The 12,923-nt window shown below is 72.2% G+C and carries 18 protein-coding genes; 9 read left to right on the top strand and 9 right to left on the bottom strand.

The window, feature by feature from the left end:
- The first annotated feature begins 99 nt into the window (after positions 1–99).
- Both rpmG and OG900_01775 read left to right on the top strand, forming a co-directional pair.
- On the top strand, positions 100–264 hold the full coding sequence (rpmG, locus tag OG900_01780; protein ID WUH88985.1) for a 50S ribosomal protein L33: 165 nt from the start codon (positions 100–102) through the stop codon (positions 262–264).
- Positions 265–333: 69 nt separating this feature from the next.
- A complete protein-coding gene (locus OG900_01775) occupies positions 334–585 on the top strand; it encodes a type B 50S ribosomal protein L31 (GenBank protein ID WUH88984.1) in 252 nt (83 codons plus the stop codon).
- Positions 586–906: 321 nt separating this feature from the next.
- Here OG900_01775 and OG900_01770 read toward each other — a convergent pair whose 3' ends face one another.
- Both OG900_01770 and OG900_01765 read right to left on the bottom strand, forming a co-directional pair.
- Positions 907–1,539 (bottom strand): ATP-binding protein, encoded by a 633-nt coding sequence (locus OG900_01770; GenBank protein ID WUH88983.1) that lies wholly within the window; start codon positions 1,537–1,539, stop codon positions 907–909.
- A gap of 10 nt (positions 1,540–1,549) precedes the next feature.
- Positions 1,550–2,071 (bottom strand): GNAT family N-acetyltransferase, encoded by a 522-nt coding sequence (locus tag OG900_01765; GenBank protein ID WUH88982.1) that lies wholly within the window; start codon positions 2,069–2,071, stop codon positions 1,550–1,552.
- Between the two features lie 97 nt (positions 2,072–2,168).
- Between OG900_01765 and OG900_01760 the strand changes: the two genes are divergently transcribed.
- Positions 2,169–2,657: a hypothetical protein gene (locus OG900_01760; GenBank protein WUH88981.1), complete on the top strand. Its 489-nt coding sequence runs from the start codon at positions 2,169–2,171 to the stop codon at positions 2,655–2,657.
- Between the two features lie 47 nt (positions 2,658–2,704).
- Here OG900_01760 and OG900_01755 read toward each other — a convergent pair whose 3' ends face one another.
- Together OG900_01755 and OG900_01750 are read right to left on the bottom strand one after the other, a co-directional pair.
- Positions 2,705–3,196: a cupin domain-containing protein gene (locus OG900_01755; protein ID WUH88980.1), complete on the bottom strand. Its 492-nt coding sequence runs from the start codon at positions 3,194–3,196 to the stop codon at positions 2,705–2,707.
- Positions 3,197–3,302: 106 nt separating this feature from the next.
- Entirely contained in the window at positions 3,303–3,674 is a 372-nt protein-coding gene (locus OG900_01750; GenBank protein WUH88979.1) for a DUF4267 domain-containing protein, read from the bottom strand.
- A 95-nt stretch (positions 3,675–3,769) separates the two neighbouring features.
- Here OG900_01750 and OG900_01745 point away from each other — a divergent pair, with 95 nt between their 5' ends.
- Entirely contained in the window at positions 3,770–4,351 is a 582-nt protein-coding gene (locus OG900_01745; GenBank protein ID WUH88978.1) for a TetR/AcrR family transcriptional regulator, read from the top strand.
- Between the two features lie 21 nt (positions 4,352–4,372).
- On the opposite strand, the gene OG900_01740 is transcribed toward OG900_01745, so the two are convergent.
- Positions 4,373–4,861: a GNAT family N-acetyltransferase gene (locus OG900_01740; protein WUH88977.1), complete on the bottom strand. Its 489-nt coding sequence runs from the start codon at positions 4,859–4,861 to the stop codon at positions 4,373–4,375.
- Between the two features lie 121 nt (positions 4,862–4,982).
- On the opposite strand from OG900_01740, the gene OG900_01735 reads away from it, so the two are divergent.
- Both OG900_01735 and OG900_01730 read left to right on the top strand, forming a co-directional pair.
- Complete coding sequence (locus OG900_01735) at positions 4,983–5,735, top strand: class I SAM-dependent methyltransferase (GenBank protein WUH88976.1); 753 nt, start codon at positions 4,983–4,985, stop codon at positions 5,733–5,735.
- Positions 5,736–5,744: 9 nt separating this feature from the next.
- Positions 5,745–6,275 carry a GNAT family N-acetyltransferase gene (locus tag OG900_01730; protein WUH88975.1) on the top strand — a complete coding sequence of 177 codons (531 nt, stop codon included), beginning with the start codon at positions 5,745–5,747 and terminating at the stop codon, positions 6,273–6,275.
- Between the two features lie 21 nt (positions 6,276–6,296).
- Here OG900_01730 and OG900_01725 read toward each other — a convergent pair whose 3' ends face one another.
- Positions 6,297–6,959 (bottom strand): zinc-binding dehydrogenase, encoded by a 663-nt coding sequence (locus OG900_01725; protein ID WUH88974.1) that lies wholly within the window; start codon positions 6,957–6,959, stop codon positions 6,297–6,299.
- Between OG900_01725 and OG900_01720 the strand changes: the two genes are divergently transcribed.
- On the top strand, positions 6,958–8,238 hold the full coding sequence (locus tag OG900_01720; protein ID WUH88973.1) for an MFS transporter: 1,281 nt from the start codon (positions 6,958–6,960) through the stop codon (positions 8,236–8,238). The two genes, OG900_01725 and OG900_01720, sit on opposite strands and share 2 nt — an antisense overlap.
- 27 nt (positions 8,239–8,265) lie before the next feature.
- Here the strand turns inward: OG900_01720 and OG900_01715 are convergent, their stop codons facing one another.
- On the bottom strand, positions 8,266–8,787 hold the full coding sequence (locus OG900_01715) for a DinB family protein (GenBank protein WUH88972.1): 522 nt from the start codon (positions 8,785–8,787) through the stop codon (positions 8,266–8,268).
- Between the two features lie 312 nt (positions 8,788–9,099).
- Between OG900_01715 and OG900_01710 the strand changes: the two genes are divergently transcribed.
- Both OG900_01710 and OG900_01705 read left to right on the top strand, forming a co-directional pair.
- Positions 9,100–9,843, top strand: coding sequence for a phosphotransferase (locus OG900_01710; protein WUH88971.1), 744 nt, complete (start codon positions 9,100–9,102; stop codon positions 9,841–9,843).
- Between the two features lie 446 nt (positions 9,844–10,289).
- Entirely contained in the window at positions 10,290–10,610 is a 321-nt protein-coding gene (locus tag OG900_01705; GenBank protein ID WUH88970.1) for a hypothetical protein, read from the top strand.
- A 78-nt stretch (positions 10,611–10,688) separates the two neighbouring features.
- On the opposite strand, the gene OG900_01700 is transcribed toward OG900_01705, so the two are convergent.
- Both OG900_01700 and ctaD read right to left on the bottom strand, forming a co-directional pair.
- Positions 10,689–11,030, bottom strand: coding sequence for a hypothetical protein (locus tag OG900_01700; protein WUH88969.1), 342 nt, complete (start codon positions 11,028–11,030; stop codon positions 10,689–10,691).
- 26 nt (positions 11,031–11,056) lie between these two features.
- The gene (gene ctaD / locus OG900_01695) at positions 11,057–12,784 is read right to left on the bottom strand and encodes a cytochrome c oxidase subunit I (GenBank protein ID WUH88968.1); all 1,728 of its coding nucleotides are present in this window, start codon (positions 12,782–12,784) and stop codon (positions 11,057–11,059) included.
- Positions 12,785–12,923 lie beyond the last annotated feature (139 nt).

Raw genomic sequence — 12,923 nt, 5'->3', positions numbered from 1 at the left:
GGCATCCGGACCGGGGTGAGGAATGCGGACCGGCCTCGTGGCGTTGACGTTTCCGACAGCGAGATGAAAACGAAAACGATGACGGAAAGAGGTGGCCCCATGGCCCGCAGTGAACTGCGCCCCGTCGTGAAGCTCCGCTCCACCGCCGGCACCGGTCACACGTATGTGACCCGCAAGAACCGGCGCAACGACCCGGACCGGCTGACGCTGCTCAAGTACGACCCCGTCGCCCGCAGGCACGTGCTCTTCCGCGAAGAGCGCTGACCCGCGAGACGTACGGTACGGCTGCCTGAGCCCGGCCGACCCCGCCCCCGCCACCACGAAAGGACCTCCATGAAGCACGGCATCCACCCCACGTCCCGCCCGGTGGTCTTCCGCGACAAGGCCGGCGACCTCGCCTTCCTGACCCGCTCCACCGCCACGAGCGACCGCAGCGTCGAATGGACGGACGGCGACACCTACCCTGTCGTCGACGTGGAAATCTCCTCGGCCAGCCACCCCTTCTACACGGGCAGGGCCCGTGAGCTGGACACCGCCGGCCGCGTCGAGCGCTTCCGCCGCCGTTACGGCCGCAGCGCCGGCTGACCCGGACCCGTCACGGCCGGCAGCGCCGGCCGAAAGACACGTCTCGCGTCCTGCGGGCCGCGCCCTCCGCATCACGGGGCGCGGCCCGCGGCGTTTTCCCGCCCGACGTCAGGCCCCGGCCCCGGCGCGGCCCCCGCTGTCGCCTGATCGGGTGGTCAGCGGCGTGCGGCGGCGCTTTCCGCGCTGCCGCGCCGGCGGGCGCGGGTAAGGTCGGCGGCCTGGAGAGTGTTTCCTGCAGCTGCGGTGGACAGTGCCTTCGACAAGCCCCATCCACCCACGCCAGGGGCACTCTCCTGCCGCTTCCCCGGGAAGGGGCTCCCCTCAGCGCAGCCGGATGTGCTGCGCGCTCGTCCACGCCCGGCGCAGCCGGCCCCGCAGGGCGCCGTCGGTGTTCGGCGCGAGGCGCAGGCCGGTCGCGGCCGCGATGTGATCGGCGACTGCCGGGACCCCGAGCCGGTCGGTCCACACGTGCTCGGCGAATTCCGGCCCGGCCAGCCGCTCCAGGCACAGGTCGAGCTTGCGCATCGCGAAGCTCTCCCGCCGCAGCGGCGCGTCCTTCCCCGCGACGGCCTGCACCAGGTGGCCGAGGCCGCGCTCGCGCAGCCGCTTGACGACGGTCTGCCGCTCGGCGAGCAGCGCGAAGTGCCGCACGTCGTGCCCGCGGTCGCGCAGCCGCCCGACCGTCTCGCGGAAGTAGACCGGCTCGACCACGGTCATCGGCACGATCACCGTGCCCGCGTAGGTGCACGCGGCGAGGTCGAGCACCTCGTAGACGCCCTCCCGCCAGGACCGGAGGTCCTGGAAGTCGCTGCGCAGGACCGGTGGCAGCATCCGGCTCAGGCCGAAGCCGACATGCTCCGGGTCGCACACCACGCTGCCCGCCAGCCGCCGGGACATCTCGTAGGCGGTCGCCGTCTTGCCGCCCCCGAACGGCCCGTTGATCCACACCAGCATGCGGCCGACCCTACGCGCCCGCAGGTCTTCTCCCCACAGCGCCGTCCCAGGCGATCAGGTAGAACTTCAGCTGCTCGGTCGTCGCCACCAGCCGCATCCCGGCGGCCGCCATCACCCGCTGCGAGGCGGTGTTGCCGACGTCGGTGTCGCCCGCGACGCTGCCGGCGCCCTGCGCGCGGGCGAAGTCCAACAGGGCGCGCAGCGCCTCGGAGGCGTAGCCCTTGCCCCGCGCCGACGGCACGAGGCCGTAGCCGACGGTGACCCCGCCGTCCTCGTCGGGCGGTCCGTGGAAGTCCGCCCCGCCGATGGTGGTCCCGTCCGCGCGCAGCCGTATCTCGTACGTGCCGAACGGCCGCGGACCACCGTCGTGCGCGCGGTTCCGCAGGAACCGCGTCATCGCCGACACGTCGCCTTCCGAAGGATAGCCGTCCGCCCAGCGCGCCCCTTCGCCCCGCGTGCCGTCCCGCACCCGCTCGGCCTCGGCGACGCTCAGCGGGTGCAGCACCAGACGGGCCGTCACAAGATCGTCCATGCCGTCCGGCCTATCACGCCCGCGACCGGCCCCGCACCGGGATTTCCCGCGCGGGGCCGAGAACCGGCGCAGCCGGCGGCACGGATAGCATCCGGCCGTGAGCGCGACACGCCCGGACAGACGGGAGTTGGAGGCCGCGGGCTACGAGCAGGTCCACGTCGAGCTGGCCCGCTGGGACGGTCCCCGCGAGGGGATCGGCGACATCGGCGGGGTGCCGCACTACTTCAGCTCGACCTTCGGCGAGGCCGGCGAGGCCGGCGACTTCCTGGTACGGCCCGTGACCGCCGCGGTGTTCGCCCTGGAGCGCGAGCTGTACGCGATCACCACCGCGTGGGAGCGGCGCCTGCAGGCCGGCGAGGCCGACCGCGACAGCAACCCCCGCAACGGCGGGGTCGACGCACGCCACGACGAGCTGACCGAGCTGCTCGCACCGCACCGCGAGGTGCCCGAAGGCGCGCGACGGCCGGCCGCGCGGATGCGGTCCGTCCAGGAGCAGTCCTTCCAGGCGGAGCGGACGAACTACCTCATGCTGTGGCGCCCGGCCGGCCGGGACCTTCCGCCCCGGAGCGGCGCCGGCGCGCCCTGACCGGCGGCCTGCAGCCGTCTCCGCCCACGGCCCCACCACGGCCTGCGTCAGTGCCGTTCCTCCCACGCCTTGCTCTGCAGGAAGTACGTGTCGTACAGCTCCTGCACATCGAGCAGGCTCTCCGGCGGGACCTTGCCGTAGGCGATGCGCTCCAGGTGGCGGAAGTATTCGAAGCGCTCGACGCCCGGGGTGATGACGATGAGGATGTCGGCGTCGTGCCCGGGGGCGGCCGCGAAGGCGTGCGGGAGGCCGGGCGGGACGACGACCAGGTCGCCGCGCTCGGCGGTGACGACCTGCTCGCCCGACAGGAGCTGGGCGGTGCCGTCGAGCAGGTAGAACAGCTCGGCGGAGCCGTCGTGGCGGTGCGGGGTGGCACCGGCGGCGCCGTCGGCGAGGGTGACCCGCTGCGTCGACAGGGCGCCGCCGGTCGCGCTGCTGTCGGCCAGCAGCCTGACGGTGGTCGGCGCTCTGCCGATCACCTCGGCCTCCGCGGAGCGGACGACCACGGATTCGTCGAACTTCGGCACGATCAGCGACATTGCGGGGCTCCTCGGTGGTGGTGCGGTCGGCAGGTCGGTGCTGCGGAGGCGGGCGAAGGTCGCCGGGCGTGCTGACCGGCGATGGAGAGGGCTTTTGCGGCGGTGGTCAGACGGCGAACAGCAGGCCCGCGCTGACCAGGACTATGACGGCGGTCGCGAAGTGGATGCCGAAGGCGGCGGCCCTGGTGCCGCCGTGCCGCAGCACGATCAGCGTGTCGCCGAGCGGCACGAGGGCGACGACCAGCATGAACCAGGCCTCGGCGTGGGCGCCGGAGAAGGCGAGCAGTGCCAGGCCCATGACGCCGAAGGTGGCGTCCCTGAGGCCCTTGACGGTCAGGTACGCGGGGTCGCCGTCGCCCTGCGCCGGCACCCCGTAGCCGGCGGCGGCGGGCTGCGGTGCGAGCAGGAAGCGGGCGCCGATCAGCAGGACGAACAGGTCGAGCACGATGGCCAGGCTGTAGGCGGTGGGCGTGAGCACGACGGTCTCCTCGCGATGTTTTCTGTCAGTGCTAGGAACGAAAGCAACGCTAGCATAGCGTCGACACGAGCGCTAGCAGTGCTAGAATCCCAAGCATGTCGATCCAGACGCGCCGGGAGCGCGAACGAGCCGAACGTGAACTCCTGATCATCACGGCCGCCCGGGAGATGGCCGAGGCCGACGGCTGGGAGTCGGTCACCACCCGCCGCCTCGCCGCCGGGATCGAGTACAGCCAGCCGGTGCTCTACAGCCACTTCAAGGGCAAGGACGCCATCATGGCCGCCGTCGCGGTCCAGGGCTTCGCCGAACTGGCCGACGAGCTGCGGGCGGCCCGTATCGCGGCGCAGGACCCGCGCGCGGCCCTCACCGCCGTCGCCGGCGCCTACGCCGCCTTTGCCGAGCGGTGCCCCGCCACCTACGACGCGATGTTCACCCACGCCGTCGACCTGCCGTTCGCGACCCCGCAGGCCCCCGCCGCCCTGCGCGACGCCTTCGGCGAACTGCGCGCGGCCGCCGTGCCGCTGGCCGCGCCCGGCGACGACCCCGGCGTGCTCACCGAGACCGTATGGAGCGGCCTGCACGGCCTGCTCACCCTGATGCGCAGCGGCCGCCTCCGCCGCGAGAGCCACGACCTGCGCCTGGCCATGCTGATCGACCGCTTCTCACCACCCGCGTGACGCCCCGCCCGCGTCAGTGCTTCAGAGCGCGAGGTGCATGATGTGCAGCCCGACGTAGCCCAGCCGGGGGTGCAGGAAGCCCTCCGGCAGGGTGCCGATCACCTCGAAGCCGAGCGAGCGGTAGAGCTTCACGGCGTGCGCGTTGGACTCCACCACCGCGTTGAACTGCATCGCCCGGTAACCCGCTTCCCGCGCCCAGGCGACCGAGTGGGCGCACAGCGCGCGCCCCACGCCCTGCCGGGAGTGCGCCGGGTCGACCATGTAGCTGGCGCTCGCGATGTGCGAGCCGTTGCCCATGTGGTTGCGGTTCATCTTCGCCGTCCCCAGGACCGCCCCCGCCTCGTCGACGGCGACGACCGTGCGGAAGGGCGCCGGCAGCAGCCACCACTGGGCGGCCTGGTCCTCGGTGAGGTCCAGGGGATAGGTGAAGGTCTCGCCCTCGGCGACGATGCGGTGGAAGAACGGCCAGATGGCGGGCCAGTCCTCCGCGGTGGCTTCCCTGATCAACATCCGCCCAGCATGCCCGGACCCCCGTCCGGGGGTCCACCGGTTTCCCGGCAGGTGGGAGGGGTCGCGCGGCCCCGGTGAAAACCGGATGCGCGGCAGGGGGCTTCCTTGGCAGGCTGCGCCGGTGAACCGTGAAGAGCTTTCCAGGATCGCCCACGCCGACCACCCGATCAAAGCGCCGCTCGATGACGGTTCGGTGCGCCACTTGCTGGAGAAGGCCCTCCCGCGCGGTGACGAGCGAGTGCTCGACCTCGGCTGCGGGACGGCCGAATGGCTGCTGCGCGCACTGGCCATGAGGCCCCGGGCGCACGCCGAGGGAGTGGACGTCTCCGCCGAGGCGCTGGCCCAGGCCGCCGAGGCGGCGAGCAGCCGCGGACTCCGGGAGCGGCTGGTGCTGCACGACCGGGACGCCGCCGAATTCGCCTCACCCGAGCCCTTCGACCTGGTGCTCAGCGTCGGTGCCGCGCACGCCTTCGGCGGCCTGCTGCCCACCCTCGCGGCGGCCCGCAGGCATCTCGCCCCCGGCGGCCGGGTCCTGGTCGGCGACGGCTTCTGGGAGAGCACGCCGACGCCCGAGTCGATCGAGATGCTCGGCGACTTCGGCGACCTGGCCACCACCGTGGACCGCGTCGTCGCCGAGGGATGGACGCCGGTCCACGGGCACGTCAGCACCCGCCAGGAGCTGGACGACTACGAATGGGCCTGCTGGGGCACCCTGGCCGGCTGGGCGCTCGACCACCCCGGCGACCCGGACGCGGCCGGGGTACTGGCCACAGCCGGCACCCGCCGCACCGAGTGGCTGCGCGGCTACCGCGACACCTTCGGCTTCGTCACCCTCGTGCTGCGCCGGACGCGGGACGCCGGTGGCCAGGCCTAGGCTTTCGCCGTGAACGACACGACACACGACATACGGATCAGGCCCGGTGGCCCCGCCGACATCACGGCCACGCTCGACATGCTCGACGGCGCGATCGTCTGGATGAACGCCCGCGGCAATACCGAGCAGTGGGGCACGACCCCCTATTCGCGCAAGCCCGGCGGGGTGGAGCGGGTCGAGCGGTACCTGACCGAGAACACCCCCTTCGTCGCCGAGCTGGACGGCGCCCCCGTCGGAACCCTGGTGCTCGACTCGGGGCCCAGCCCGCAGGTGGCCGTCGCACCCGCCGACGAACCGGAGCTGTACGTAAGGCTGCTGGTCTCCGACCGGCGGTATGCGGGGCAGGGCGTCGGGGCCGCGCTGCTCGCGCACGCCGTCGAGCAGACCCGGCGGGCGGGCGTGGAGCTGCTGCGGGTGGACTGCTGGGCGGGCGGCGGGGGAGAGCTCGTCGCCTTCTACGAGCGCAACGGCTTCACCCCCACCGACCGCTTCACGGCCGGCACTTGGCCGGGACAGGTGCTGGCCCAGCGGGTCGGCTGACCGGCCCGTGCGGCCCGCCGCTCATCCGACCCGCAGCACGACCTCGCCGCGGGTGTGGCCCGTCCCGACATGGCGGTGGGCGGCGGCCACCTGGTCGAGCGGGTAGCCGGTGACGCTGGGCAGGACGACGGCGCCGGTGCCGCACCACTGGGCCAGCTGCCGCAGGCCCGGCGTCGTACGCCCTCCCGCCCGCAGGAATCCGTGCGCCTCGGCGGCCGCGGCGTCGACGGTCGTGCCGATCCGCTGCCGGTCGGCGACCAGCGCCGGCGACACCGCCGTGGCGTCGCCGCCCACCGCGTCGAGGGCCGCGTCGACGCCGCCGGGTGCCAGCGCGCGCACCCGGTCGACCGGGCCGGGACCGTCGTAGGCCACCGGGACGGCGCCCAGGGAGCGCAGGTAGTCGTGGTTGCCCTCGCTCGCCGTGCCGATGACCGTCGCGCCCCGCAGCCGGGCGATCTGCACCGCGACCGTACCGACCCCGCCCGCGGCGGCGAGTACGAGCAGGGTCTCGCCTTCTCCGACGCCGCCGATCTGCTCCAGCGCGGTGTACGCGGTCTGCCCGACGGCCGGCAGCTTGCCGGCGGCGTGAGGGAGGACTAGGGCCAGCGACCTACCGGAAACCCGGCGCTTCTCCGACCGGAGGCCGTGGCCTCCGGGCCTGCGGCTTGCCGATAGTCGGGGCATGCACATACCAGCCGCTCCACGACGCCGCCTTCCCGGCGGGCCGGCCTATCCGGCCGCCCTGTTCGTCGACGCCCTGGGGTCCGGGCTCTACCTCCCGCTGACCCTGATCTTCATCCGCGACGTCACCGGGCTGTCCACGGCCACCGTGGGTCTGGGGGTCACGGTGGCGGCCGCGGTCGGCACGGCCGCCAACCCGCTGGCCGGAATCCTCGTCGACCGGTTCGGGCCCCGCCCGGTCCTGATCGGCACCTACCTCGTACGCGCGCTCGGCTTCGCCCTCTACCCGCTGGTCGGGACCTTCCCCGCACTGCTCGCCGTCGCCGCCCTGGTGGCGCTCGGCGACCGTGCCTACTACCCGGCCACCTCCAGCTACACCGCGGCCGTCGCGCACGGGGCCGACCGCGACCGCCTGTACGCCTGGGTCGCCATGGCCCGCAATGTCGGCTTCGGGCTGGGCGGGCTGCTGTCCGCTGCGGCCCTGGCAGTGGCAGGGACCCACGGCTTCGGCATGCTCGCCCTGGTCAACGCCGCCAGCTTCCTCGCGGCCGCCACCACCCTGGCCCTGGCCGGCCCCCGCCCGGCAGGCCACGCCACCACCGGGCCCGGCACGCCCGAGGACGCGGCCACACCACGGCGCGGCGGCTACCGTGCCGTGTTCGCCGACCGCCCCTTCCTGCGCCTGGTCGCCGCGGAGCAGGCGTTCACCCTGGCCCACTCCGCTCTGCCCGTCGCGCTGCCCCTCTACGCGGTGACCGTGCTGCACACGCCTCCGGCCCTCCTCGGAGTGCTCTTCACCCTCAACACAGCCCTGCTCGTGGTGGGCCAGCTGCCCGTCCGGCGCCTCCAGAGCCGCGCCCGCCGCACCCACGCCCTCGCCCTGGGCGGCCTGGTCTTCGCCGTGTCCATGGCCGCCTACGCCGCCGCGGGCCATCTGCCGCGCGGGGCCTGGCAGATCACCGGACTCGTGGTGGCCACCCTCGTCTACACGGCGGGCGAGCTCCTGCACACCGCCCCGTCGTCCGCGCTCGCCGCCGCCCTCGCACCGCCCGCGGTCCGCGGCCGCTACCTCGCCGTCCACCAGATGACCTGGGCGGTAGCCGCCGTCGCCGCGCCCGCCGGGTTCTCCGTGCTGATCGACACCGCGGGCTGGCTGCTGTGGGCCGTGCTGGCCACCGTCCTCGTCCTCGCCTGCGCCGCCGTCCTCGGCATGAGCCGCGGCCTCCCCGCCGCAGCCCTCCTCCGGACGCCCGCCGCGAAGGACACGGCCGCCGCGGCGTGAACGGAAGCTGACGGCCCGCCGCCCGTATCAGGACACCGCGGGCTCGCCGGCAGGGAGCTGGCGCTCGATGTCCCGCAGGTGGTGGGACAGTTCGTGGAAGGTGTGGGCGGCGAGCCAGCGCAGCGGGCGCTCCGCCCGCTCGGGGTAGGTGTAAACGAGGGTGCGGTCCCAGTCGCCGGGGGCCAGGCGGTCGAGAGCGTGTCCGAAGAGCAGGGCCGCGTCCCGGAGCTGCCGCGCCACATCGGCGGGGCGCTGGCCTGCGTACCCGTCGTGCTCCACCCGCTCGTCGCGTCCCATCGGCTCGGCCACCGGCGTCACGGTCCGCCGCGCGGCCAGGACGCGCTCGCGCTGGACGAGCAGCACGTCGCGTACGTGGCAGGCGTACTCCAGCGGCGACCACGTGCCCGGTTCGGGCCGCCGCCGCAGCGCCTCCTCCGGCGCGGTGAGCAGGATCTCCGCATACGTGTCGGCGGCCGCCCGGACCTGCCCGGCGAAGACTTCCGGGGTTTCGAGCACGTAGCCGAACCCGCATTCCTGGCATGACGTCATGTCGCGAGACTAGTGGCGTCGTGCGCGATCGAGGTCGGGGCTCGGTGACCTGGGAGGTTGGCTGGTGGGTGATCACCGCACGCCGTCGCCGAGCCGCACACGGCCAGCCGGCGAAGGGCCTGCGCGGCGCTGTTCCCCGCGCAGTACCTGGATGGTCCCCTGCTCGCCGAACGCCAACGGGGATTCGGGCGTCCCGAGTTCGAATACACCTGGCCTGCCACCGCGGTCGGTGGTCGATCCGACCGCTCGCCCGTCCGGGGCGGTCGACGAACCCGGCGACGCGGACGGTTGTGCCCGGGACAGTGGTCGCCCATGGACGAGGTGGGAGTTGTCGTCGCGCATTCCGAGCGTGCGACTCTGCGCGTCGGCGATGTGTTCCTGAAGGTGGACGCCGATCAGGCGCGGCTCGACGTCGAGGTCGCGGCGATGGCCCTGGCGCCGGTCCCGACGCCGGAGGTCCTGTGGCGCAAGCCGCCCGCGCTCGCGATCGCCGCGGTCCCGGGGACGGCGCTCGGCCGCCTCGGCGAGCCGTCGACCGCGTCCCCGGCGGCGTGGGCCGCGGCGGGTGCCGCCGTCCGGAGGTTGCACGACGTACCCTTGCCGCCCTGGCCCGCCCGGGGAAAGGGCCCCGAGGCGTTGGCGGCGGACCTCGACGTCGAGTGCGGGCAGCTCGTGGCGAACGGCGTCCTGCCCGCCGACCTGGTCACCCGCAACCGCCAGGTCGCCGAGGCCGCGCTCCGCCCGTGGACCCCGTTGTTCACGCACGGCGACCTGCAGATCACGCACGTGTTCGTCGATGATGACGAGGTCACCGGCATCATCGACTGGTCCGAAGCGGGCCCGGGTGACGCCCTGTCAGACCTCGCCACCCTGACCCTCGGACACGAGGAGCACCTCGGTGACGTCGTCATCGGCTACGGCACCGGCGTCGACCTCGACGTGGTCCGCGCGTGGTGGTCGCTACGAAGCCTGCTGAACGTTCGCCGGCTGGCCGACTACGGCTTCGACCCGTTCACACCGGGCTGCGAGGTCGACGTGCCGCGATCCCGGATGTGACGCTGCGACAGGCCCGCTGCGGATTGGGCGGGACGACCGGCAGCAGCGGCTCGACGGGCGCCCTGCGCTGTCCGAACCCGAGCGCGACGAAGCCGGTCCGCTTGTCCTGCCCGAGGACGTCGCAGCCACGGTCTGCACTCTTCTCGAGTCGGGTCGAGCGGGACAAGTGGTCGAGATGCCGCGCGGCCGGCCGCAGGCCACCGCGAGCGCCCGAGACTCCGTAACGAACCAGGGCACGGCGATGCGCTGGGGGCGGACGGACGTGGGGACGGCGTTGCGGCCCTCGTGGCAGGTCGCGCGCCTTTTCCTGCGCGAACCCACCGCACCCGTTTCCCGCACGTCGGTGTCCGCGCAACGGCAGAATTGTCCGGGAACGCGGTGCGGCCGACGCCACCTCCGTGATCGCAGATTGTAGGTGAGTGCGTGCCGGGACTCCCTGACAGCGAATGGGCACGCCGGAGAGCGACTCCAGGTCGCTGGACCCGCACGAGATGGTGCAGGTGGCGATCGTCATCAAGGACGTCGCTTCGGCAGTGGTCGCCGTGGCGTCGGGCGTGAAGGGCGTACGGAGCATCCTCGATCACCTGCGCCGCCGGGAGGCCGGGCAGAACGTCGACGTGGCCGTGCTGGTGAACGGCCGGCGGCGCACCTGGTCGGCGCCGTCGGGCGCGCTCACCGAGGAGATGGTCGACGAGATCACAGCAGCGCTCCGAGCCGGACAGCCGGTAGCCGACGAGCACGCCCCGCCGCCGACGCAGACTCCCTGATCCCGCGCGGCTGCCCGCAGATATGCCGGTCTTCCCCCCGTCGAAGACACGCACCTGGCAGAGCGGCTTTCCGCGGCGTCAGGTGAGGACGAGGACGATGGCCGCCGCCAGGCCGGTGGCGACGGCGACGGCTCCGAGGGCCGCTGCCACGCAACGCATTTTCAGCGCCTGGTAGCGCGCGCTGTATTCGCTGCGCAGTTCGGCGGCCCGGTCCTGGTTTCGTCGGAGTATGGCGCGTGAGGACTCGATCCGGTCTGCCACGTAGACGCGTTCGACGTCCTCGCGCTGCGGGGTTGTCAGCCATGTCAGGTGGGAGGCGAAGGCGGCTGCCTGCCGGCGTGCCTGTTCGATCTCGGCGTTCCAGAGCAGGAAGTCGGTCAGCTGTTCCAGTCCGCGCTTGCTGTTGCTATCGGCGTCCATCAAAGGTCCTCGGTCCGGCCGGCCGCTCATTTCTGCTTGTCGCCCGGTGCGATGGTGATCGACTTGTCGGGGCGGTTCGTGGTGAAGTCGATGGCCGAGATCTCGGGGTGGTGCAGGTCGAACGCCGGGGATTCGGAACGGATGCGCGGCAGCGAGGTGAAGTTGTGCCGCGGCGGCGGGCAGGAGGTCGCCCACTCCAGCGAGCGGCCGTAGCCCCACGGGTCGTCGACCTCGACCTTCTTGCCGTACTTCGCGGTCCTCCACACGTTGTAGAAGAACGGAAGGACCGACAGGCCGAGCAGGAACGAGCTGATCGTGGAGACCGTGTTCAGCGTGGTGAAGCCGTCGGCGGCCAGGTAGTCGGCGTACCGGCGCGGCATGCCCTCGACACCCAGCCAGTGCTGGACGAGGAAGGTGCCGTGGAAGCCGAAGAAGAGCGTCCAGAAGGTGATCTTCCCGAGCCGTTCGTCGAGCATCTTGCCGGTCATCTTCGGCCACCAGAAGTGGAAGCCGGCGAACATCGCGAAGACGACCGTGCCGAAGACCACGTAGTGGAAGTGCGCCACCACGAAGTAGGAGTCTGACACATGGAAGTCCAGCGGCGGCGCAGCCAGGATGACACCGGTCAGACCTCCGAAAAGGAACGTCACGAGGAAGCCGACCGACCAGAGCATGGGCGTTTCGAAACTCAGCGATCCCGTCCACATGGTGCCGATCCAGTTGAAGAACTTCACACCTGTCGGCACCGCGATCAGGAAGGTCATGAACGAGAAGAACGGCAGCAGCACACCGCCGGTGACGTACATGTGGTGCGCCCACACCGTCATGGACAGGCCCGCGATGGAGATGGTCGCCGCGACCAGGCCGATGTAGCCGAACACCGGCTTCCGGCTGAAGACCGGGAGGATCTCCGTGACGATGCCGAAGAACGGCAGCGCGATGATGTACACCTCCGGGTGGCCGAAGAACCAGAAGAGGTGCTGCCACAGCAGCGCCCCGCCGTTGGCGGAGTCGAAGATGTGCGCGCCGAATTTTCGGTCGGCCTCCAGCGCCAGCAGAGCGCCGGCCAGTACGGGAAACGCGAGAAGGACCAGCACGGACGTCAGCAGCACGTTCCACACGAAGATCGGCATGCGGAACATCGTCATGCCCGGCGCCCGCATGCAGATGATCGTCGTGGTGAAGTTGACCGCGCCGAGGATGGTGCCGAAGCCGGAGAGCGCCAGACCCATGACCCACATGTCGCCGCCGACGCCGGGCGAGTTGACCGCACTGGACAGCGGCGAGTACGCGAACCAGCCGAAGTCGGCCGCACCCTGCGGGGTGACGAAGCCGCCGACCGCGATGAGCGAGCCGAACAGGTAGAACCAGTAGGCGAGCATGTTCAGCCGCGGGAAGGCCACGTCGGGCGCGCCGATCTGCAGCGGCATGATCCAGTTGGTGAACCCGGCGAACAGCGGTGTCGCGAACATCAGCAGCATGGCGGTGCCGTGCATCGTGAACGCCTGGTTGTACTGCTCGTTCGACAGGAACTGGGTCCCGGGCCGTGCCAGCTCGGCCCGCATCAGCAGCGCCATGACCCCGGCTACGAGGAAGAAGCCGAACGACGTGGTCAGGTACAGCGTGCCGATCGTCTTGTGGTCGGTGCTGACCGCCCAGTTCACGATCAGGCTGCCGGGGCGCTTGCGCTTGGCCGGTACTTCGTCCTGGTACGGCTCATCGAGGTCCGGCCCCGCGGTGTTACTCGTCGTCACGATCCGCTCCGCCCGCTCGCAAGGAATTTCAGCATGGGAGCAGACTCTCGACATCCGCCCGTCGCTACCCGCCAGCCACGCCGGGACGTCAGCCGATGGGGGGACTGCCGGAAGCGGCTTGACCCCGTGGTCGATACCT

This window comes from Streptomyces sp. NBC_00433 (assembly GCA_036015235.1).
Taxonomy (GTDB): domain Bacteria; phylum Actinomycetota; class Actinomycetes; order Streptomycetales; family Streptomycetaceae; genus Actinacidiphila.
This window is presented reverse-complemented; position numbering and strand designations above follow the sequence as displayed.

Excerpts from the sequence above, each read along its gene's own strand:
- rpmG (WUH88985.1), top strand. The coding sequence starts at position 100 with ATGGCCCGCAGTGAACTGCGCCCCGTCGTGAAGCTCCGCTCCACCGCC.
- OG900_01775 (WUH88984.1), top strand. The coding sequence starts at position 334 with ATGAAGCACGGCATCCACCCCACGTCCCGCCCGGTGGTCTTCCGCGAC.
- OG900_01770 (WUH88983.1), bottom strand. The coding sequence starts at position 1,539 with ATGCTGGTGTGGATCAACGGGCCGTTCGGGGGCGGCAAGACGGCGACC.
- OG900_01765 (WUH88982.1), bottom strand. The coding sequence starts at position 2,071 with ATGGACGATCTTGTGACGGCCCGTCTGGTGCTGCACCCGCTGAGCGTC.
- OG900_01755 (WUH88980.1), bottom strand. The coding sequence starts at position 3,196 with ATGTCGCTGATCGTGCCGAAGTTCGACGAATCCGTGGTCGTCCGCTCC.
- OG900_01745 (WUH88978.1), top strand. The coding sequence starts at position 3,770 with ATGTCGATCCAGACGCGCCGGGAGCGCGAACGAGCCGAACGTGAACTC.
- OG900_01740 (WUH88977.1), bottom strand. The coding sequence starts at position 4,861 with ATGTTGATCAGGGAAGCCACCGCGGAGGACTGGCCCGCCATCTGGCCG.
- OG900_01720 (WUH88973.1), top strand. The coding sequence starts at position 6,958 with ATGCACATACCAGCCGCTCCACGACGCCGCCTTCCCGGCGGGCCGGCC.
- OG900_01725 (WUH88974.1), bottom strand. The coding sequence starts at position 6,959 with ATGCCCCGACTATCGGCAAGCCGCAGGCCCGGAGGCCACGGCCTCCGG.
- OG900_01715 (WUH88972.1), bottom strand. The coding sequence starts at position 8,787 with ATGACGTCATGCCAGGAATGCGGGTTCGGCTACGTGCTCGAAACCCCG.
- OG900_01710 (WUH88971.1), top strand. The coding sequence starts at position 9,100 with ATGGACGAGGTGGGAGTTGTCGTCGCGCATTCCGAGCGTGCGACTCTG.
- OG900_01705 (WUH88970.1), top strand. The coding sequence starts at position 10,290 with ATGGGCACGCCGGAGAGCGACTCCAGGTCGCTGGACCCGCACGAGATG.
- OG900_01700 (WUH88969.1), bottom strand. The coding sequence starts at position 11,030 with ATGGACGCCGATAGCAACAGCAAGCGCGGACTGGAACAGCTGACCGAC.